Annotated in this window: 27 protein-coding genes; 14 read left to right on the plus strand and 13 right to left on the minus strand. The window is 65.6% G+C overall.

The features are described 5' to 3' along the window. Positions 1-7: 7 nt before the first annotated feature. The 3 genes from QUE79_RS22925 to QUE79_RS22935 all read right to left on the minus strand — a co-directional run bounded on the left by QUE79_RS22925 (position 8) and on the right by QUE79_RS22935 (position 2,248). Positions 8-814, minus strand: a complete 807-nt coding sequence (locus QUE79_RS22925) for a hypothetical protein (RefSeq protein ID WP_286347362.1) — start codon at positions 812-814, stop codon at positions 8-10. A 32-nt stretch (positions 815-846) separates the two neighbouring features. After that, entirely contained in the window at positions 847-1,788 is a 942-nt protein-coding gene (locus tag QUE79_RS22930; RefSeq protein WP_286347363.1) for a hypothetical protein, read from the minus strand. A gap of 193 nt (positions 1,789-1,981) precedes the next feature. Beyond that, complete coding sequence (locus QUE79_RS22935; RefSeq protein WP_286347364.1) at positions 1,982-2,248, minus strand: hypothetical protein; 267 nt, start codon at positions 2,246-2,248, stop codon at positions 1,982-1,984. 112 nt (positions 2,249-2,360) lie between these two features. Here QUE79_RS22935 and QUE79_RS22940 point away from each other — a divergent pair, with 112 nt between their 5' ends. Genes QUE79_RS22940 through QUE79_RS22950 form a run of 3 tightly spaced genes read left to right on the plus strand, consistent with a single transcriptional unit; the run spans position 2,361 to position 3,666 of the window. Next, positions 2,361-2,639 (plus strand): hypothetical protein, encoded by a 279-nt coding sequence (locus QUE79_RS22940; protein ID WP_286347365.1) that lies wholly within the window; start codon positions 2,361-2,363, stop codon positions 2,637-2,639. Beyond that, positions 2,617-3,372 carry an HNH endonuclease family protein gene (locus tag QUE79_RS22945; RefSeq protein ID WP_286347366.1) on the plus strand — a complete coding sequence of 252 codons (756 nt, stop codon included), beginning with the start codon at positions 2,617-2,619 and terminating at the stop codon, positions 3,370-3,372. Before QUE79_RS22940 ends, QUE79_RS22945 begins: the two co-directional genes overlap by 23 nt. Before the next feature lie 12 nt (positions 3,373-3,384). Continuing rightward, a complete protein-coding gene (locus QUE79_RS22950) occupies positions 3,385-3,666 on the plus strand; it encodes a hypothetical protein (RefSeq protein ID WP_286347367.1) in 282 nt (93 codons plus the stop codon). On the opposite strand, the gene QUE79_RS22955 is transcribed toward QUE79_RS22950, so the two are convergent. After that, the gene (locus QUE79_RS22955; RefSeq protein WP_286347368.1) at positions 3,663-4,280 is read right to left on the minus strand and encodes a hypothetical protein; all 618 of its coding nucleotides are present in this window, start codon (positions 4,278-4,280) and stop codon (positions 3,663-3,665) included. The genes QUE79_RS22950 and QUE79_RS22955 overlap by 4 nt on opposite strands. Before the next feature lie 71 nt (positions 4,281-4,351). After that, the gene (locus tag QUE79_RS22960) at positions 4,352-4,603 is read right to left on the minus strand and encodes a hypothetical protein (RefSeq protein ID WP_286347369.1); all 252 of its coding nucleotides are present in this window, start codon (positions 4,601-4,603) and stop codon (positions 4,352-4,354) included. A 745-nt stretch (positions 4,604-5,348) separates the two neighbouring features. Here QUE79_RS22960 and QUE79_RS22965 point away from each other — a divergent pair. The 7 genes from QUE79_RS22965 to QUE79_RS22995 all read left to right on the plus strand — a co-directional run bounded on the left by QUE79_RS22965 (position 5,349) and on the right by QUE79_RS22995 (position 8,773). Next, complete coding sequence (locus tag QUE79_RS22965; protein ID WP_286347370.1) at positions 5,349-5,627, plus strand: hypothetical protein; 279 nt, start codon at positions 5,349-5,351, stop codon at positions 5,625-5,627. Between the two features lie 172 nt (positions 5,628-5,799). Further along, on the plus strand, positions 5,800-6,252 hold the full coding sequence (locus tag QUE79_RS22970) for a hypothetical protein (RefSeq protein WP_286347371.1): 453 nt from the start codon (positions 5,800-5,802) through the stop codon (positions 6,250-6,252). A 145-nt stretch (positions 6,253-6,397) separates the two neighbouring features. After that, on the plus strand, positions 6,398-6,535 hold the full coding sequence (locus QUE79_RS22975) for a hypothetical protein (RefSeq protein ID WP_286347372.1): 138 nt from the start codon (positions 6,398-6,400) through the stop codon (positions 6,533-6,535). Beyond that, positions 6,525-6,992, plus strand: a complete 468-nt coding sequence (locus QUE79_RS22980; RefSeq protein WP_286347373.1) for a hypothetical protein — start codon at positions 6,525-6,527, stop codon at positions 6,990-6,992. Before QUE79_RS22975 ends, QUE79_RS22980 begins: the two co-directional genes overlap by 11 nt. Then, positions 6,976-7,548 carry a hypothetical protein gene (locus tag QUE79_RS22985; RefSeq protein WP_286347374.1) on the plus strand — a complete coding sequence of 191 codons (573 nt, stop codon included), beginning with the start codon at positions 6,976-6,978 and terminating at the stop codon, positions 7,546-7,548. Before QUE79_RS22980 ends, QUE79_RS22985 begins: the two co-directional genes overlap by 17 nt. Continuing rightward, positions 7,545-8,036 (plus strand): hypothetical protein, encoded by a 492-nt coding sequence (locus tag QUE79_RS22990; RefSeq protein ID WP_286347375.1) that lies wholly within the window; start codon positions 7,545-7,547, stop codon positions 8,034-8,036. The genes QUE79_RS22985 and QUE79_RS22990 overlap by 4 nt, the downstream gene beginning before the upstream one ends. Next, entirely contained in the window at positions 8,033-8,773 is a 741-nt protein-coding gene (locus QUE79_RS22995) for a hypothetical protein (RefSeq protein WP_286347376.1), read from the plus strand. The genes QUE79_RS22990 and QUE79_RS22995 overlap by 4 nt, the downstream gene beginning before the upstream one ends. A 2-nt stretch (positions 8,774-8,775) precedes the next feature. Here the strand turns inward: QUE79_RS22995 and QUE79_RS23000 are convergent, their stop codons facing one another. From QUE79_RS23000 to QUE79_RS26005, 5 genes are all read right to left on the minus strand, one after another. Then, entirely contained in the window at positions 8,776-9,555 is a 780-nt protein-coding gene (locus QUE79_RS23000; RefSeq protein WP_286347377.1) for a hypothetical protein, read from the minus strand. A 393-nt stretch (positions 9,556-9,948) separates the two neighbouring features. Further along, positions 9,949-10,569, minus strand: coding sequence for a hypothetical protein (locus QUE79_RS23005; protein WP_286347378.1), 621 nt, complete (start codon positions 10,567-10,569; stop codon positions 9,949-9,951). 53 nt (positions 10,570-10,622) lie between these two features. Then, positions 10,623-11,768, minus strand: a complete 1,146-nt coding sequence (gene dnaG / locus QUE79_RS23010) for a DNA primase (RefSeq protein ID WP_286347379.1) — start codon at positions 11,766-11,768, stop codon at positions 10,623-10,625. Positions 11,769-12,478: 710 nt separating this feature from the next. Then, complete coding sequence (locus tag QUE79_RS26000) at positions 12,479-12,658, minus strand: hypothetical protein (RefSeq protein ID WP_350271757.1); 180 nt, start codon at positions 12,656-12,658, stop codon at positions 12,479-12,481. A gap of 129 nt (positions 12,659-12,787) precedes the next feature. Continuing rightward, positions 12,788-13,591, minus strand: a complete 804-nt coding sequence (locus QUE79_RS26005; RefSeq protein WP_350271758.1) for a hypothetical protein — start codon at positions 13,589-13,591, stop codon at positions 12,788-12,790. A 251-nt stretch (positions 13,592-13,842) separates the two neighbouring features. Here QUE79_RS26005 and QUE79_RS26010 point away from each other — a divergent pair, with 251 nt between their 5' ends. Genes QUE79_RS26010 through QUE79_RS23030 form a run of 3 tightly spaced genes read left to right on the plus strand, consistent with a single transcriptional unit; the run spans position 13,843 to position 14,983 of the window. After that, positions 13,843-14,469, plus strand: a complete 627-nt coding sequence (locus QUE79_RS26010; RefSeq protein ID WP_350271759.1) for a helicase C-terminal domain-containing protein — start codon at positions 13,843-13,845, stop codon at positions 14,467-14,469. After that, on the plus strand, positions 14,466-14,675 hold the full coding sequence (locus tag QUE79_RS23025; RefSeq protein ID WP_286347382.1) for a hypothetical protein: 210 nt from the start codon (positions 14,466-14,468) through the stop codon (positions 14,673-14,675). Before QUE79_RS26010 ends, QUE79_RS23025 begins: the two co-directional genes overlap by 4 nt. A gap of 38 nt (positions 14,676-14,713) precedes the next feature. Further along, complete coding sequence (locus QUE79_RS23030; RefSeq protein WP_286347383.1) at positions 14,714-14,983, plus strand: hypothetical protein; 270 nt, start codon at positions 14,714-14,716, stop codon at positions 14,981-14,983. On the opposite strand, the gene QUE79_RS23035 is transcribed toward QUE79_RS23030, so the two are convergent. The 3 genes from QUE79_RS23035 to QUE79_RS23045 all read right to left on the minus strand — a co-directional run bounded on the left by QUE79_RS23035 (position 14,896) and on the right by QUE79_RS23045 (position 17,997). Further along, positions 14,896-17,010, minus strand: coding sequence for a hypothetical protein (locus tag QUE79_RS23035; RefSeq protein ID WP_286347384.1), 2,115 nt, complete (start codon positions 17,008-17,010; stop codon positions 14,896-14,898). The two genes, QUE79_RS23030 and QUE79_RS23035, sit on opposite strands and share 88 nt — an antisense overlap. A 104-nt stretch (positions 17,011-17,114) precedes the next feature. Continuing rightward, a complete protein-coding gene (locus tag QUE79_RS23040) occupies positions 17,115-17,447 on the minus strand; it encodes a hypothetical protein (RefSeq protein WP_286347385.1) in 333 nt (110 codons plus the stop codon). A gap of 43 nt (positions 17,448-17,490) precedes the next feature. Continuing rightward, positions 17,491-17,997, minus strand: a complete 507-nt coding sequence (locus QUE79_RS23045) for a hypothetical protein (RefSeq protein ID WP_286347386.1) — start codon at positions 17,995-17,997, stop codon at positions 17,491-17,493. 264 nt (positions 17,998-18,261) lie between these two features. Between QUE79_RS23045 and QUE79_RS23050 the strand changes: the two genes are divergently transcribed. Continuing rightward, positions 18,262-19,470 (plus strand): metallophosphoesterase family protein, encoded by a 1,209-nt coding sequence (locus QUE79_RS23050; RefSeq protein WP_286347387.1) that lies wholly within the window; start codon positions 18,262-18,264, stop codon positions 19,468-19,470. Positions 19,471-19,544: the final 74 nt, after the last annotated feature.

Consider the following 19,544-nt stretch of genomic DNA (forward strand, 5'->3'; position numbering starts at 1 on the left):
AGTTCCCTTAGTGTAGCAGGTTGTTGCTATGCGGCTCTCGGCATGACGGAGGGCGGCACTCCACGGAAGACGCCGCGGCCCTCTTCTGCTTCCAGAGCCCGACGTCGAATGCCCTGGCATACCTCTTCCGCCATCGAGTCCTTATGGCGCCAGTCGTCCGCGGCGCCGCGTCGGCGGACCCCGTGGCTTTCCCATTGGGCACGACGGGCGCACCGCAGTGCGCGCACGGAAGCGGTCCGGCGGCCGCGAGTCGCCGTTTCCAGCCGTCGATCTGGTCGTCCTTGTCGGCGATCTTGCCCTGCGCGATCTCCAGGTCTCGCTGCAACCGCGCGAGCTTCTCCGCGGAGGCGGCGTCGGCGGCACCCTCGCTGCCGACCCATGAGAGCCCTTTGACGTTGGCTTCGAGTGGGGCCAGGCGGTAGTAGAGCGCAGCGATCGCCTTGGCCGGAAGGTCTCGCGGAGTTGGATTGCCGCCCGAAACGGGACGCGCCACGCGGACACCCCAAGCGTTCTCACCCTCGCGCGTCACAACGATGATGCCGGAGTTCATCGGAACGGCGCTCTGTGCGAGTGCGAGCAGAGTGTCCGGGACTGCGTAGTAGTGCTTGTGGGTGAGCTGGCGCCAGGGTTCCTGCTTCTCGGGGTGATTGACGTCCTGGAGAAGGTCCGCTCGCGAGACTTTGATCTCGACGGCGCGTCGTTCGCGGGGGTTGAAGAGCAGTACGTCGATGCGTCGTTCGTTAGCGTCGTACGCGCACACTTCCGTGACGACGGCGTAGCGCTGCTGGTAGGCGAAGTAGATCGCCCGCTTCATCTCCCGCTCCGTCCATGGTCCGGAAGGGAGCGTCACTGGAAGCGACCCACCTGCGAGTCGGCCTTTTTGACGTAGGCGTCGGTGACGTTGGTCTGCTTCTTGCCCGCGAACCACACGTGTTCCTCGACGTAACCCTCGATGCTGATGACGTCGCCCTCTCGGACGTAGAAGTTGTCCGAGAACACCCGAATGCGATCACCTTGCTCGGTCAGGGCGACGTGCATGTAGCGCGTGGTCTCGCCACCGTCCAGCTCGACCACTCGGTTCGAGATGATCTTGCCCACAAGGTGGACATCTCCGCCTTCGCTGCCGAGCCACTCGCCGACGCGCCGCTCCTTCGGCGCGGCGGGCGGCCGGGAGGCGCGGGCCTCGTCGCGGCGGCGACGTTCCTGCTCCTGTGCGTACATGTTGGCGCCCGCTGCGAGCAGCGGCAGCTCGCGCTCCTCCACGAACTCCTTCTTGGCGACGGCCTGGACGCGGCGTTCGAAGTCGGTGGTCGGGGTCATGGACTGGAGGTACTCGCGAGACTCGAAGCCCGTGATGAAGTTCTCTTTCGTGTCGAGCAGGTAGGCCTGGCGCTCATCCTTGGGTAGCCGGAACTTCGTGACGACAGCGTCGGCCGTGGCGTTCTGTTCGCCCTTCTTGATGAAGCCGCCGTTGGCGTCCATGTGGGCTCGTGCCGTCGACAGTGCGTAGAGCGACGAGATGACGGGGGTCGAGGATGCGTCCAGGTCCTCGGGGAATGCGAGACGGCTCGGGAGGGTGTCGATGTCCTTCGAGTAGATGGTGAAGCGGACCCACTGGTTCGCGATGGCCTGATCTTCTTCGCTGACGGCGATGTAGTTGTCGATCGTGAAGTGGATCGGGTCCTCGGGGTGCTGCAACTGGTACTCGCCGAGGATGCGCTCAACGTCCGCGGCGGCGCGCGCGTTGGCGAACACGGGGCGGCTGGGTGCCGAATCAGGGTCTGCCATGAGGTCCAGTCTCCCTTGTGCGTCCATCGCTCGCGCGGCGGCTCGCGCGGCAGCGACCGCGTCATCGCCGTCGAGCTGATCGACCATCGCATTCAGTGCTCGCGTTCGGGTGCGAGCGGTGCCCTCCTCCGCAGAGAAGCCGTCCTTGCGGTTGCAGCGGATGGGCTGCCCCGTGGGCGACTCGGCGCATGACTTACACATGGGTGGGCTCCTCCTGGAAGTCGGGCACTCGGGCGATGTCGGCTACGCGCCTCTTGCCCGCGGAGATGAGGTGGGCGAGGGGTAGCCGACGGGCCGCCCACTTCGGAGTGAAGGTTAGGTGCATCTCTGCCTCTCTGATGGCGGTCACGATCGCCACGAAGGGGCGACCGAGTTCGTCGCGAACGGTGACGGGCGAGCCCGGGCCGACCTGAATGATCTTGTGCGTATCCAGGTAGATGCGCGTGGTTTCCTGCTGCACTGGCTGGCCCTTCGAGGCTCGGTGAACGTCGTCTTTGAAAAGGGAACCAGAATGACGGTCCCGTTCGGAAGAGGTCTCCCTGTCGCAACCTGCTTCGCTATAACCTTTTTCTATGCTCGACGTTTCGGTGTTTCGTGGTGCCCTGGAGATCGTCCTCGGCTATCAAATTGACGAGCACCAGCAGGTGGCACTCCAGACCTACTTCTCGGGCTGTGAGGCCCTGTCTGTCAACGATGCGCTCGTGGCCGTTGACCCAGCCTTCGCGGCACGGCAGAACCCCATTCAGCTCGCAGTGTGGGAGACATTCCTCGTGCCGACCGCGGGCCTCGTAGCCCACGCCTCGGCCCCCTTGGATAGGCAGACGACCCATGGCGAAATCGAACAACAGTGAAGAGCTGACCGTCTTCATCGTCATCGCCCTGATCGTCGTCGTCGGCCTCTCGGGCGGCAAGCTCAACTTCGGCCTCGGAGGGAACTCCGCCGATGCAGCCACGGGCACGGCAGCCTCTCTCGCCAACGGCTCGTCTATGTCGATCTCCACGGCGACGAACACGCTGGCGACGATCCCCGAGGTGCCGGATGGGTCGATGGCGGGCTATAGCCGGGAGCTGTTCCCTCACTGGGAGAAGGCCACGGCCAACGGGTGGAGCGGCGTGCCCGCAGCGTGCGATTCGCGGGAAGCTGCGCTCATTCGCGACGGCAAGGACGTGAAGTACTCCAAGACCTGCTCGATCACTTCGGGCAGTTGGGTCGATCCCTACACCGGCACCAAGGCGACCAAGAGTGGCGACATGGACATCGACCATCTCGTCCCGCTCGCTGCCGCTTGGCGCTCGGGAGCATCGAAGTGGACGACGGCCCAACGCCAGAAGTTCGCGAACGACCCTCTCGTGCTGGTCACCGCCGGAGCCTCAGCGAACCGCAGTAAGGGCGATCGCGGGCCCGACCAGTGGGTGCCGCCAGCAGCCAATGCCCAGTGCGAGTACGCCGTCCGCTGGGTCGAGATCAAGGGCGCCTACCAGCTCACGGCGACCGCCAGCGAGAAGCTCAAGCTCGGCGCGCTCCTGAAGGCCTGCCCGACCGCCACGCCCTCCCCCTCGCCGACGCCCAGCAAGAAGTCCTGACTGGATCAGCTCATGCAGACATCCACGATCACCTCCGAAGGCGTCGACACGATCGAGGTCGGCGTCGTCTCCGGCGATCTTGATATCGCCACCGCTGTCGCCAATGGGATCGCGATCGTCACGGTCGCCTACTCCGGCGCCCTCGACACCTACACGGTCGTCGGTTCGGCCCTCCCCACGTCAATGACGGAGGCAGACGCGCACTCCAAGGTCATCGAGCACCTCGGCGGCCCGGTGCCGCGCGATGACGCAGGTAACACGGGTTCGCTGTCGCTGGACGACTTCGTCCTCTAGGCCGCGAGCGACGTCTCCTCGACGGGCTTCACGGGCGCCGCGCCAACGTCGAGGCCGACTTCCGTGAGTGCATCCTTGGCGAGCTTCATGAGGCCCCACATGTCGCTCTTGGCCATGCTCGGCGAAATCTTGCCCGCGAGGAAGCTGGCGAGGACGACGATGCGGTTGTCGAAGTCCGGCTCCGCCTCATCCTCGACGTCAAGGGTGTCGAACTCGAAGGCGGGCTGGTAGGCGGAGCCATCGGTAGGAGCTGCGATCCAGACGGTCGCCTCGTGGCCGCTCTTGGTGCGGCGCCGCTTTCCGGAATCGAGAATCAGCTCGTCCGTGCACAGCTCGTTGCGACGGGCCGACACGGACTGGTGGGGCTTCATCATGGCCCGCTCCAGCTCGTCGTCTGTCATCCCGCGATCCTTGGCGGCGACGATGAGGTCGTAGGCGGTGCGTCGCTGCGTGCCGGAGTTCGGAAGGGCCTTCTGGCCAGCATCCTTGGCGGTCTCGGGGTGGGACGAGCCGGTAGTCGTCTTGTCGACGCTGGCCTTGTCGCGAGCGACTTCGGCAGGCGCCTTTGCGGCCGCCTCGTAGGCGCGGCACCGGTCAGCGTCCAGGCCGGACATGCACGCAGGGCCTTCGCAGCCCTCGGCATCCGTGAAGTGGTCGGCGCGGTTATCGCCGCAGGTGACGCATTTCACGGGGCGAGTTCGAACAGGACCGGCTGGAGGGGCGACTCTGCCAGTCGTGCGTCGAGGCCGTTGTGAAGCGACTCCGCGAACGCGGCCGCGGAGACGCCCTTGGGCAGTCGCTGCATCTGACTGGCTAGCCCTCGAAGGGCACTCAGTACTGCGGGCTCCAGAACGACCAAGGGGATGCCGAGGTCGTCTGCTGTGCCTTCGAGCACTTCCACGACGTATTCGGGCTGGGGTGCCGATGCGAATGTCATGAATCTCCTCGTGGTCGGTTTTGAGTATAGCAGGTTGTGAGTTTCTTCAGGAAAGTGCCATAGGGATTCAGGTCCCGACCATCTCGCGTCGATCGTGACGTGATGGACGCTGGACCCGCTTCCTCGCCGCCGCTCTGGAGCCGACCCGTGACGTGATGCGCCGGGCTCTGATCGTCGCCACCTCGATCCGATCCGGCCTTGAACCCGTGCGTTCGCGCTCGTCGTGCGCCCGCGGATGTGCGCGTGCGCGCATGTGCGCGAACGCGCGTCCGCGTCCTCGGTTCGTTGTGGAGATCGCCTCACCCGAGCGAAGCGAGGGGGAGGCGGGCTCCGCAACGGACCGACCGCCAGAGCGGAGCGAGGCGGAAAAGCTGTCCTCCGTGAGGTCGGACAGCGCAGGGTCAGGAGCTTCGCGCTCGACGCTGCCGCAGTCCACCCCGGATCGCAGCACGCCCCTTCGACCGAACCACCTCCGGAAGCCGCGTAATCTCTTTCTCTTTCTCTTTCTGTTGGGTGGACCAGTTGCGATCTATAGTTCCGAACTACAGTTCGTGATCACAGCAGCGAACTAGAGTTCTGTAGCCAATTGGCGTCAATAGTTCCGTTCGGCAGGCATTCGATCCGCGGCGGCAGCGCCTGCGACACGCCGGAGCCGTCACAGGCACATCGTGATGAAGTCGGGCTTCGAGAGATTGCCGACGGATAGTTGTCATCAAGTTGTCGGCAACCTGCTACTCTAAGACACATGCTTACGACTTCACCCTTCGTCGCCAAGCCGGTGCCGCAAGAGTTTCGCGGATTCGGCAGCCGCGTCGACGTCCACGAGGCCCTTGTCTCCATGGCCAACGATGACGGCATCGTCTACACGACCTACGCGGACTTCGCTGTCGCTGCGGACGTGACGCCGCAGGTCGCCCGCCGCACCCTGGCCTGGCTTCAGGAGCAGGGCCTCATCACCTACCGCCCCGGCAATCGGGGTCGCAAGGGCATCGTCCAGCTCATCGCCGAGGAGGTTCGCTCGTGACGATCGATGCTCCGGTGATGCCGACCGACACGGCGCCGCCCGCCTCAGCCCCTGCTGCCCCAGCGCGCAAGAAGCGTGCGCCCAACGGCCATGCACCCAAGGACCACTGGTTCCCGCTGTACGGCCGAGAGTTGCTGGAGGGGACTTCGCCAAGGAGAACGACATCTACTCGATGACGCTCTTCCTGATCCTGCGACACCGCGCCAACATCTGCGGGATCGCCGACTTCGTCGTCAACTCCGACGAGGAGGTCTACGAGGACTGGATGACCAAGGATCAGGCGCGCGCAGCCCTCGACCGCCTCATCGAAAACCGCAGCATCATCTACGACCCGGAGCGTGGCGCCGCGTTCATCCGCTCGTTCCTCAAGTGGGACCGCATGGTCTACCGGACGAGTAACAATTTCAAGGCCTTCGCCAAGAACGCGCGCGTCATCGGCTCCAAGCCGATCCGTCGGGCGCTGGCCCTCTCGCTCGCCCGCGAAGAGCAGACCATCCGCCAGCCTGACGGCGTCCAACTCCTCGCCAAGGAGCTGATCCACGAACTCCTGGGCAAGGAGGCCGAGGACATTCTCCGCCGCTCGACCGTTGCCACCAGCGCCGAGTGGGCCAGTGCCGGTGCCTAGTTTGAAAACGGGACCGACTCCGCAGAAGTGCACCCCGTCGAGCCCCTTCGCCCGCTGTTACGGTTCAATGACCGGCAGAGTTCGCGCCCTGCCCGAGGACCACGACAGCCCTCTGTCCAAATCCGCCCGACCTCTGGATTCATCCATGAACAGCACCGCATCCAACTCTGCGTCGCTGATGGCTCAGCACTCCATTCGCGAGCGTGCACCGATGATGCGCCAAGCGTTCATCGGTGATCTCATCGGCCCCTCTGGTTCCCTGGAGGACTCGAATGCTGCCTGACGCCCCGATCGAAGACGCCGTCGAGGACTACTCCGAGCCCGCCGTGGCCGCGAAGTCCCTGGTCGACATCGTGATCCCCGACGCGACGCTTCCCGCGATCGACGTCGACTCCGCCTACGAGCCGCTCATCCGCCACATGACGGAGCTGCCCGCTGATGTTGCGCCGCCTCTCGGAAGTGCCGCGACGCTCGTCTCGTCGATTCGGTCTGACGCCGGTGCCGGTCTCAGCCGGGACATCCCGAACGACTACATCCAGGGCATCACGATCCTGCGCGAGCTGTCCGAGCGAATCGATCGCGTCCTCATGACCTTCGCCGTCATCGCGACCTCGGAGGGCGTTTCGATCGTCACCGCCGCAGAGAAGGCGGGGATCGCCCCGAACACGCTCCGCAAGAGGCTGGCCCACACGACGACATCCCTCGCCAAGCAGGGAGGCGCAGATGAGTCACCCTTCTGACGCCACCCGCGACATCGAGTACGTCGTCGAGCCGATCCAGACGGATGCGGTTCAGGTTCAGCCTGGATTCTTCGGCATGAAGACCATGGCTCCCGATCGTCCGATCAGCGCGCCAGCGACGCCGGTCACCCCGAAGACGGCGGACGGCCTCGACACGCAGATGATCATCGGCCGCTGGTCATCGTGGATGCACGAGAAGACCGGGATCATCGTCCCCTCCGGGACGCGCGCTCGGCTCGGCAAGCAGGTTCGCACGCTGATCATGGATCGCTACGACTCTCACGTGATCATCTGGGCGCTTTCCATCTGGTCGCTCAAGGCGGCCGAGGTTGGCCCCACCAAGTTCCCGCCAGAACAACTCGGCGGCCTGGCATGGAAGTTCGCCATGGATGCCTCCGACATCGCCAAGCGGTGGAGGGCAGACATGACCGACGCCGTCCGAAACATCAGCGCCCGCACGGGCGTCTCCACAGGACTTGAAACGAAGACCGAGATTCGCCAGCAGACGACGGCGAATGCTCTCGACGAGCTGCGAGCACGGAAGGCAAAACAGTGACCAGGAAGCACGTCATCACGGGCGAGGCCGAAGAAAACGAGGTCATCGCCTACCTCACCGCGCTCTGCAACGTCACGGCCGACAACGCCGACATCGCCGAGGTCTGGCTGGAGGTCTTCTCGGACACGGACGTCGCGACGGCCAAGCAGGCCATCAAGGCCTTCGCCGTGAACTCCGGAGCCTTCCCCTCGCCCGCCAACATCCGACCGTTCGTCACGCAGATTCACGAGGCCCGACTCGTCGCTGACAACCACCAGCCCTTCCCGCCGGACATCAGCGACTTCGACACAGAGGACGACTTCAACACCGGATACGCGAAATGGTTGGCCGAGTGGCGACTCCAGGTACGGCTTGGCGCCGACCCGAACGAGGCGGACGAGACTTCGCTTCTGGCCATCGGGTCGACGCTGGATCGCAACGCCGCGCGCCCGCACGAGATCGAAGACATGACGATGCGCCTCGCACTGACGACGGGAGCGGAGCAGTGATCCCCAGCTACACGATCGACGTCACCCTCAAGGGCGAAGTCCGCGTCAACGGCTCCGCGATCGCGCCGCACCTCGCCACCGACGAAGTCCTCGTTGAACTCGGGAAGCAGATCAACGGGAGCATCGCCGCGGGGCAGCTCCCCACGGGCATCCTCATCCTCCTCCGCGATGAACGACCCGACGGCGGTGGATACCAGGACCTCACCCTGAAGCCCGGAGAGAATCTCCGGGGCAACTTCTACGAGATGTCGCCGCTCACGAGGGCGGCCCTCACCGAACCCCCGGCCTGGGCCCGTGCCGGTCGAGTGCGCCCTACGCGCCACCGGCAAGCGATCACGCGCAGCCTCGCCGATGCTGCTCCGGCGCTCGTCCCCATCGAGGAGATCGAGGAGGGGCGCGACAGGCGGGCTCGCCGCGTCACCGTCATCGTGGTGGCTGCGATCGTCCTTCTCGTCGGCGCGCGTGTTGCCACGGGCGTCGATTGGGGGAGCCATGCGTACGCCGCCGGATGCGAAGACGTCCGGACGGGACTCCGGGTGGCGAACACCGACACGTGTGGCAACGATCGCTTTCACGAGCTGCGCTATCTCGGCTCGGGCGAGACCATGCCCGCGGTGGGCGAGTCGTTCGTTGCGGGTTCCCTCGGCAAGCCGAGCGACGCCCGCTCCATCCAGAAGACCCCTCGACCCGGCGGCGGAACCGTGGGGTCGAAGGGTCTCGTGGAGGCCGCGAAGTAGTCCTACTTCGCGGTCGTGGCCTTGGCGCCCTTGGGCGTGGTCTGAGCCTCGGTCTTGCCGTCGACGCGGTCGGGGTGGTCGTGGATGTTCACCCGTCGGTACGCGCGGATCGACGGCGGCACGCTCCAGCGATCGCCATGATCGTGACGCGCGACGCGCATGCGGAGACCGGCGACGGTGTGGCTGCCCTCGGTCGCGTCCGCGATGTCGGCCCACTTGATGTTGCGGTCCTTCAGCTCCATCACGAGCTTCGAGAACGCCTCGCTCTTCTTGCGGATGTCCGATTCGAGCGGCGTCGAGCCCTTCGCGAGCTTCGCGATAGGTCCGAGGGCCTTGAGGGCCTCGGCCTCCTCGGGCGAGATCACGCCGACGGGACGAGCGGCGGTCTTCGGCTTCGGCGACTTGCCACGCGGGGGTCGCTGGTAGACGGGGAAGTCGACCACAGGAAGCTCGGTCTCGTCGTCCGTGTGCGAGCGGTAGCGAAGGCTGGTCACGCGGACGCCTTCACCGCTCAGGCCGATCATCTCGCCGAGGGCGTTGAAGGGCCATCCCTGGGCGCGAGCGCTCTCGATGATGGTGACGAGATCACGCCACGACGCGAGGTGCTTCGGGGTGTCGAAGTGGTCCTTCTGCGCGTTGAACTTGCGGTACGCGGCGCTGATCCGCTTCTTGGCGTCGGCGACAGCCTCGGTACGAGCCTTGGCGTCGTCCTTCGCCTGGTTGGTGTTGTCGACGTCGACCGTCTCGGTCTCGGTCTCTGCGGTGTCAACCGCGTCCTTCACAGGGGAAGTCAACTCATGGTCCACCCTTCGCCCGTATTCGGGGCTAATCGGAGCTATCGTAAGCAAATCTTACAATAGCACGTTGCGATCTAGGGGAGCCTGATCGGTCATTACTCCATGTCGAGGGGCGGGAAGAGCACTGTCCCGATGGTCTCCGCGATGTGAATTCGCTGCGCGCAATTCGCGCATGGGGCGGAGACCTTGCCGCGCTGATGGCGACGTTCGCAGTGCTGGAGCGTGATTTCTGCGTACCGAGTGACGGCCCCGAGCACTTCCGTCTCGACCACCGTGGCCTGCGCAGCGTAGATCGCGTCGCGATTCTCCGGCGTGTCCCAATCGTGTGACTCGGCGGCCAATTTCAGGGCTCGCGCGAGGCGCTCTCTCGGGTCCGTCTTAGGCACTCTGGGCCTTAAGGAATTCGCGGTGCCGCTTGATGTTGTCGAGCGCGTCGAGGTCGTCGATGGTCACATCAGGCGAGTCTAGGGCCGCCTCCATCTGCGCGATGGTCCTGTCGGTGGCTGCGAGCTGGAGTCGATTGAAGAGCGTGAGCGCGTAGGCCTTCAGGCTCTCCTGGGGCACGTCGAAAGGTTCATTGAGGACCTGCTCGACGGCGCGCTGGGACTCCTCGTCCAAGAGTTCACGGAGGACGTGGATACCGCCGCGGCCGCGCCAGCGGGAGATCGGAATCAACAGCCGGACGGCGATCGGAAGCATGTAGCCGTCCGCGTCCGCGAGGTAGGGCACCGTGTCGAGCACTTCGGGCGAGTGAAGGAGGAGCTGGATCGCGGCTCGCTCGTCGGCGTGGGCGATTCGTTCCACGATCGGCTTGGCGGTCGCGGCGGCATCGGCCTGGGACTGGCGCTCTCGCTCGCGTCCCTTTGGGCTGAGCTTCGCGGGCCCAGCCACGTCCGCGTAGGGCATGCCGAGCATCTCGGCCGCCAGCTCTGCGTAGTGCGCCCGGAGTCCGATGTCGCTGATCTCCAGGAGGAGTGGAACGACGGCGTCGCGGGCCACGCAGCGATCCTCATACGTCTCGCGCGGGGCGGCGGTGATCTGGCGACGAAGAGTCATCTCGACCAGGGGGATGCGCTTATCGAGGAGCCCGCGGACCGCAGCTTCTCCCCGCCCTGGTCGGCAGGCGCCTGGAGCAGATTGTCGGGGTCCTGGCCGTCGGCGATGATGTGCGCGGTGAGGCGCTTGATGCCGCAACCGAGGCTGGTCTTGTACGCCTTGTCCATGGCGCCCTGGCCTGCTTTGTCCCCGTCGAACATGAAGACAATCTCGCCCCCGGCGCCAACGAGTCGGGCGAGAAGGGCGACGTGCTCTTCAGTGAAAGCCGTGCCGCACGCAGCGACTGCGTTGGTGATGCCCGCGAGGTGCATGGCCATGACGTCCATGTATCCCTCGACGACGATGGCCTGCTTGGTCTGGCTGATCGTGGTCTTGGCGAAGTCGATGCCGAAGAGCACGCGGGTCTTCTTGTAGGCGTCGGTCTCGATGGTGTTGATGAACTTGCCCTTGTTGCCGTCGGATTCACTGATCCGGCGAGCACCGAAGCCGAGCACCTTGCCAGCCGCGTCGCGAATGGCCCAGGTTGGACGCCCTCGGAAGAAGTCGTAGTAGTCGTTCCGGTCCGGGGACTTGGCGATGACTCCCGCCTTCATCATGTCGCTGATCGTGAAGCCCTGGGACTGGAGGTGCTTCATGAGCTGGTTGCCGCGCCGTGGTGCGTAGCCAACGCCGAAGCGCTCGGCGGCGACCGTGGGATCGTAGCCGCGCTGGCGGATGAAGTCGCGCCCTGAGGCGTCTTCGCTCTCGAAGAACTGGGCCTTGAAGAAGGCCTCGGCGGCGGCGTTGATCTCAGTGATGATCTTGCGGAAGCTGGGCTTCTCCGGTGGCGCGCTCTCGTCGACAGTCAGCGTGTAGCCGACGCGCTCCGCGAGGATTTCGACCGCTTCGGGGAAGCTGACGCCGTCCATCTCTGTCAGGAATTTGATGGCGTCGCCGCCGCGGTTGCAGCCGTAGCAGTAGTACAGCCCATTGGATGGGGTGATCGAGAACGACGGGGACCCATCGTCGTGCTCCGGGAAGGGGCACGTGGCGATCATGCGGTCGTTGCCGGACTTGCGGAACTCGGTGTAGACGCCGATGACATCCTCGATGCGGGCGAGGTCGAGAACGGCCCTCTTGTCCGCGTCGCTGATCCTGGGCATGCTGCTCCTCACTAAAGGTCCGCTTAGTGTAGCAGGTTGCCGTTACTGTCGCTGGAGAAGCGCGGATAGGGACGGGCCGAGTTCTGCTGGTCCGACGGCCCAAGGCTCGCCGGTGCTTTCGCCGAGATGGGCCGCCAGCTCCTTCGCCCATTCACGGAGTTGCTCCTCCGGCGGCGCCACACTGCCGATGCTCGTGCCCGCCACCCAGTCAGTGCCATAGAAGACCTGGCCCGTGGGCACCGCTACGAGGCCGAGTGTCGGCGAGTAAGCGGGGATTCCGCGGGAGAGCCGGTCGACGACGGCGTCGACCTGGGATGGAACAGGTGAATGCAAGGGGGCCTCGATGCTGGCGATCTTCCTGACGCCGGAACACGGGCAGGTGCCCATCTAGTGTAGCGGGTTGCCGAAGACTGTACGCACAACCTGCTACACTAAGACTTCGGCATGTGCAGTGGGCGCATCCAGTCAGGAGGCACCGGCACGTGAGCGTCGCAGCGGATGAAGTCGACCCGAAGATAGAGGTCGAGTCGGAGTACACCGTCACGGACACGCTCGCCGAGGCCGCTGCCCCCGAGCGCGATCCCCTGAAGTCGCCGGAGACGCCCGACGAGGCTGCCGACAAGGCCGAGTACATCCTTGCCATTCTGGTGAAGGCCAAGAACGGTCGCACCAGGCCCTCGCAGGTACAGATGGCTCGCGCCGTTGCGATGTCACTCTTCGGCCAGCGCCCCCTCCTCGTCGAAGGCCCCACCGGTACCGGTAAGTCCTTGGCCTACCTCGCCGGTGCCCTCGCCTTCGGCAAGCAGACCGTCGTCGCCACCCACACCAAGGCCCTCCAGGATCAGCTCAAGCTCGACCTCGAACTGCTCATGGGTGTCCTCGACTCCCATCTCGAACTCTGGGCGGACGAGGTCCTGCCGACGTACGCGATCCTGAAAGGTCGAGGCGCGTACGCATGCCTCGACCGTCTCACGCCGCGAGACATCGAGGAGCAGGCCCCTCTCGACTTCGACGACCCGTCACAGGCTTCGCCGTCGAGCGCCGTCGGCGCCGAGGTCCAGAAGCTCCACGACTGGGCGAAGACCACCGACAGCGGAGATCGCACCGACATCCCCTTCCGCGTCTCCGAGGCCGGGTGGCGCGCCATCTCTGTTACCGCCGACCAGTGCACGTCCAAGCGCTGCCGATTCTTCGCAGACTGCTTCGCCGAGAAGGCCAAGCAGAAGGCCACCACCGCGAGCATCATCATCGCCAACCAGGCGCTCCTGGCCATGTCCATGCGGCTGCCGATCCTGGCGGCCGCTGAGGCCATCGTCGTCGACGAGGCGCACGAATTCGAGTCCGTCGTCGCCAGCACCTTCGGCACGGAGGTCACGATCGGGCGCCTGGAGAACGCGGTCAAGCGAGCAGGGGTCTTGGACGCGATCAGCGCCAAGACTGCTGCGTCGAAGCGGGACAAGGCGAGTCTGGCGATCGCCGCTCTCTCGCGCCTCGTGCCGGTCCCCAAGCCCTTCGTGAACGACCGCAGCATCCTCCCCACCGAGGCTGTCGTCCGTGGCCTGAAGTCGGTCCGCGAAGCCTTCCTCGACCTGCGCGAATTCACGAAGTCCTACCCGATCAAGAACGACACGGACCAGGGCAAGAAGGAGGTGCTGACGCGGCAGTTCGCCAACATCGTCAGCGACATCGACATCCTGCTCATGGGCACCACGGACACGCAGGTCGCCTGGGTCGAACGCAATCCCCGGACGAACGCCGCCGTCATGAAGAGCGCCATGTTCGAGGTGTCGGAGATCATCCGCGAACGCCTGATCAAGGAGCATCGCAGCGTCGTCTTCACGTCCGCGACGCTCACGATCGCGGGCAAGTTCGACTCTCCGATCCGCACTCTGGGTTTCGAGGGCACTCCCTACACCACGCTGGCTGTCGAGTCGCCGTTCGACTTCCAGAAGCAGGGCCGCCTCTATCACCCGATGGGCATCCCCTTCCGGGCGGAGCTGGCGACAGCACCGAGTTCTATCACGCCATCGCACGCGAGGTCAGCGACATCGCCCTGGCCGCCGGAGGCCGCACGATGGTCCTGTCGACGTCCTGGAAGGGCGTCGAGGCGATCTCGGAGGAGCTGCGCCGCATCCTCGGCAGAAAGCTCCAGGTCATCGAACAGCAGGCTGGCACCGGCTTCAAGTTCCTCTCCGAGGAGTTCCTTGGCAACCCGGCCTCGGTCCTCGTCGGAACGCGAACGTTCTGGACCGGCGTCAGCTTCGAAGGATTCTCCTGCGTCGTCACCGTCGTCGAGAAGATGCCGTTCCCGAGCCCCGGCGACGCGATCGTCGGCGCCAAGAACGACGCCGCGAACGCGCGCCGCCCCGGGTCCGGCTTCGGCGAGGTCAGCCTCCCGATCGCACTCCGCCAGATCGAGCAGGGCGTCGGCCGCGCCATTCGCACCGAGCGTGACCTCGCGCTGGTCATGGTGCCGGACCCGCGCCTGAACCCGAACGACGAGAACAAGAAGTCCTACCACCGCGACTTCCGCAACTCGATCCCGAACATGCCGACCGTCGACAAGGCCGGGGCCCTGGCATGGGTCTCGGAGATCGCCCGTCTCGCCAAGCTCGACGAGGAGGCGGAGGAAGCGGAGCCAGAGATCGAGACCGAGGAAGAAGATCAGGGCCGCGCCATGATCTTCGAGGATGTCGCATGACCGAGAGGCTTACCCCGACGCAGGATCTGATCATGGAGACGCTCGCGGCTCGCTATCGCACCGGAGAGCATCTCTGGACGTTCGCTTCGACCCACCAAAAGCAAGCTGACGGCCTGGCGGACATGGGCCTCATCCACGTCATGCACGGCATCACCGAGCGCTCGTTCCGCGCCTCCCTCACCGAGGGGGCAAATCGCGCTGGCTGACGGCCGCGTTCGACCCGCCCGCACCTCGGAAGCTGACGGTGACGGTCGAGGTCGACACGGACGAGATCACGGACGTGCTGGCGTATCACCGCAACAAGTACGTCCCGAAGAACTCGATCATGGAGAAGTGGTTCGCTCTCGCCGACCTCGCTTCCCACCACGACGACAAGGACGAGTTCGATCGCGTCGTCCGCGGCATGCCGACGGGGACGGCTTGGTGCTACCTCAAGGCCAGATCGCCTGGCGGCATCGCCGAGCTGGAGGCCCTTCTGGCCGGAGCCGAGGCGGACCCGGCGGCTTCGCAGTAGGCACCCGCGCGCTCGTCGCCGAACAGCGCCACGAGGCGCTCGTGCGCCTTCCGCGCCGCGGCGAATTCCCCGCGCGCTCCCGTGCGGCCGCCGGAACTGAAGCCGTGCGCCTCGACGAAGCGGTCGAGGTATCCGCCGCTACCTCGGTATCGCCCTGCGTCGCGGGCGAGATCGTCGACGAGCTGATCGGCCGACCGGCTCTCGGGCGAGGCTGTGAACTGGACCTCCCGCGGTCGATCCTCACCCGGCGCCTGCCGGAAGACGCGGACCTGGTGCGCCCCGCCGCCCCATTCGAAGAGCTTCTCCGTCGCCGAGACGCGGTCGGCCTCGACCATCTCGCTGACAGCAAGCCGCGTCGATGTCGTCTGCGCAAGGGCGCGCTGCACGAAGGGCCTCGCGCGACTCGTAGGATTCCGCGCCATGCGCTCTCGCGCCTCGCTGTCCATCCTCTGCTCCGCTGCATGAATCCGACGCTGGATCGCCGCCTCGAACGCGGGGTCGCCCTGACTTCGCGCTTCGGCGCGCTCCAAGGCGAGGTCGCCAAGCCCGCGCGGCGTGGCATCGCGTTCGTCACGCGCGTGCTGCATGTCATCGACAGCCGCCTGCTCCTGAGCGAAGAACCGCCCCGCGAGCTTCTGCGACTCGACGGCAGTCCTCTCGAACGCGGCCAATTTCCCAGCCTGCGCTTGGTCGGGTTGAGGGCCGATCGCGTCAGCGAAGGCGTCGGCGCGGGCGCGTGACATGTCTCTCTGTGCACGAACCCATGCGCTCAGCTCGGCAGCCTTCGCCAGCTTGCGGACAGAGCGCCGGTAGTTGGCATCCATGTCACTTGAGCACCGATACGGACCTCCGGGTTCATCGGCGCTCTTGCACATCGGGTCAGACTGCCGCGGTGTTCTCGGTGCGCTGGAGGAGAACAGTCGCGCGAAAGTGGTCGATGCCGTCTTGGCGCGCGAGAACTCCTCCGGCGTACCGCCCTGCTCCACGAAAGCCTTCCTGCTTCCACCGGCTCGGTCGTAGGCCCTGGCACGCGTGGTGATGTCTCGCATGATGATGGTCGTGTCGGGGTGGCGCCCCGGCTCGTCACTGTCGAAGCCGTAGGTGCCGGTCGGAACCTCGAACTTCGCTTGCGTCACGACCCCGTTGGCCTCGCGGCGGACCATGATCTCGTGCATGCCGTAGCCGTCGAAGCTGCCGATGGGCTTGTGGGCGGAACTGACGTTCCCCCAAGCGCCGATCTCTTCGTCGCTGGCATCCCCGAGACCGGAGGCCTGCCAGGGGTTCATGCGGCTGATGCCGCGCTCCTCGCGGTGGATGTCTCGCATGTGCGCTTGAGCATTGAGGAGCCCGGCGTTGGCGGCCAGCTTCTCGTCAGGCGTACGGGCGGCGTCCACGTGAGCCTGGGCGTCGTCGAGGGCCATCTCCCAGCGCGCCTTGCTGTTGGCGCGTTCGTGCGTGGCGTCGAGGTCCTCGAAGTTGGTGATCCGGCGGATGGCTTCGCGCTTTGCGGAGCGCTCGGCGAAGTATCGGCGGTCCCTGAGCATGGTGACCCGAGTCCCGGCGTCGATCTTCTGATCCTGGGTCTCGGCGTGCCGGTAATCGACCTCGGCCTGGTTGAGTTGTGCAGCGATCGACGTGATGCCCTCGGGTGTCGCGTCGTACTGGGCGCGCTTCGTGTTCACGACGTCGGCGGCCTCGCCGAACGCGACCTGCGCGACACGGCTTTCCCGCCCGATCCGCAGGTACTCGGCCTTCGCGGAGGCCGCGGCCGCGCGGTCCTGCTCTGCGGCGTCGAGGTGCTTGAGGCGCTCTTCAGGCGTGAGCGACTGATCGACACCCTTGTCGCCGTGGCGAAGTGCGGCATCCGTGCTGGCCACCCACGCTTCGCGGTACCCGTCCGCCTCGCTTCTCAGCGTGGCTGCCTCGACGCGGATCGCGTCCATCTTGACGGTGGCGTTGGCGTACTCCTCGCGGGCGTGCCCCGAGCATCGTCGGGGCCCGTACTTATCGTTCTCGCTGAGGCACATGTGGTGTCGCCTTCCGTGGTTGCAGTCCTATGACAAGCAGACCAGAGATGACGACGCGACCGCTGGGGTGAAGTGGTCCCGATTTCGAAGGATTCGACCCGATTTCAGGCGGCGAGGCGCTCGGCGGGGACGATGGGCTCAAAGCGGATGCTGCGCAGGCCATACCGTTGCATGACGGCCGCGCTGTGCTCGAAGCCGATGACTCCGTCGTGGACTTCGAGGATCACCATCTTGTCGCTGCGTCGGTTGATCAGTCCGAGCACGTGCGCGTAGGAGTCGCCTCTGGCGACTTCGTTGCCGTTGCGGCTGGCGGTAATCTCCGTGCCGTCGCGGCCGAGGACGATGACCTGGGCTTCGTTGGCGGTGGGCGCCTTGGGGATCGCCGCGGTGATGATGATGTCTTGCGCGACCCGCTCCTTCGAGATGCGGCGCCGCACCCCTTGGGCCCGACGTTCGAGATGCGCGTGATCTCGCTGCTCTTCATCCCGATCTCGCTCGCGTACCGGATGGTCGTATCGAGGAGTTCTTGATCTGGACCCGCGCGTCACCGATGTCTTCGAGCAGTCGGATGGCCCACGTGGCGATGTCGATGTCGGGCTCGGCGTGGGTTGCGATCGACAGGGCCGTCGTGCGGAAGAAGAGTGACCACTCCGCCGCTGCGTCGCGGAGGACTTCGTTGATGTCGCAGCGGATGCGGGACGGATCGAAGTAGCTCTCCCAGAAGGTGGGCTCTCCGCCGAAGTGCTCCAGGCCGTCGAAGACCTCATGGATCGCTCGTCCGCTCAGGGTGCCGATCTCGGGGGCTGAGTACGACTTGATGAAGCGCGCGGTGTACGGGAGCGCTGTGAAGGCGCGTCGCGTCAGGTAGTAGGTCTGCTGAGACGCCCTGGATGCGTTGTTGACGGTGGCCCCACCGACGACGGCGAGGACGGACATGTGCGATTCGACGACGCGCGTGATCTCGTGCAGCTCATTCAAAGCGGGCATCAAGTACTTGCACCACGCCCGGCCGTCCTCAGCTTCGTCGCGGGTTGTGCCTTCGAGGAAGTCGGCAAACTTGACCAGGTGCTCGCCAAATGCGACGCAGGAGGCCATTGCGACAGAAAGAGGATGGGCGGGTTCGCTCATTCTCTTACTATAGCAAGTTGTCGTCTCGATGTGTCGCGACACGGCTGGCGACTTCTTCGCAACCTGCTACACTAAGCGTGAGAGAGCAGGCCGTCATGCGGCCCAAGTGGAGGGAGAGAGCGCGTGAGCGAAGTCAAGATCATGCAAACCGGTGACGAGCACATCGACACCGAGAGCCATGGGGCAATGAACCCCACCACCGGCATCAACACGGCCTGGGAGTCGAATCAGGCGTGCCTCCTGCATCTCGCCACGGCCGCCGTCGACCGACAAGCGGACGCCTTCGTCAGCGCGGGCGACCTGTTCAAGAGCGGACGCCCCTCTCAGGAGGCCGTCTTGATGTACGTCGAGGCCATGCTCCCCGTCGCCAAGGCGGGCATCCCGATCGTCATCCTCGACGGCAACCACCACATGACCGGCGTGTCCTCGGATCACCGGACCGTCATCGAGACGATCGCCCTCATGCTGCGCGGCCACGGGGCCACCGTGCACGTCGCCTCGCACCCGAAGCTGATCCGACTCGACAACGGCATCCAGATCGCCGCCCTGCCCTGGCTCAGCAAGAACCGCATCCTCAACCACCTCGGCGCCAGCGATCTGACTCCCGCCGAGGGCGACCGTCGCGTCGCCGAGTACGCGATCCAGTCCCTCACCAAGATGGCCGAGGAGGCCGACGCCTCGTCACCTCTGATCATGGCCTCGCACGTGACGATCGACGATCTCCAGATCGACCACCTGGCCGACAACGCGCGCCGCGGCTCCGAGATGGACCTCGCGACCCTCTTCTCCGAGCCGGTGCTCCCCCGCGCCGCACTGGAGGAGATGCCGTTCTCCTACATCGGCCTCAGCCACATCCACACGCCGCAGAGCTTCGGCGGCAAGACCTATTACGCCGGGTCGCCCAACCGCTTGACGTTCACCGACATGCCGGACGACAAGGGCGGCAACTTCGTCACCATCGACGAGAAGGGCAAGGCCAGCGTCGAGCGCATCCGAACCCCCGCTCGCGTGATGAAGGAGATCGACCTGGAGGACGCCTTCCACCAGGACGTCCTCGCGAGCCTGGAGCCCGACACTCTCGTGCTCGTGAAGCTCGTCACCGGCGACCCCGAAATGCCGCGCGACATCAAGAAGGCGATCGCCGACGCCGGAGCGATCCTGGCAGATACCAAGGCCCGCCCCGCCCCGCGCCCGGAGCCGATCGTCTTCCAGATGCCCGAGAAGGTCTCGCCTCTCGAAGCTCTCCGCACGTGGGCAGAAGTCAACGCCCCGCGCGACATCGACCCCGACACACTCGTCAACCAGTACGCCCGCCAGCTTGAGGAGGCCTAGGACATGCGCATCCAGCAGATCGAGGTCGAGGGCCTCCAGTCCTACCGCGACCAGCAGACCATCGTCGTCGAGGA

Source organism: Frondihabitans sucicola, from assembly GCF_030296615.1.
GTDB classification, from domain to species: domain Bacteria; phylum Actinomycetota; class Actinomycetes; order Actinomycetales; family Microbacteriaceae; genus Frondihabitans; species Frondihabitans sucicola.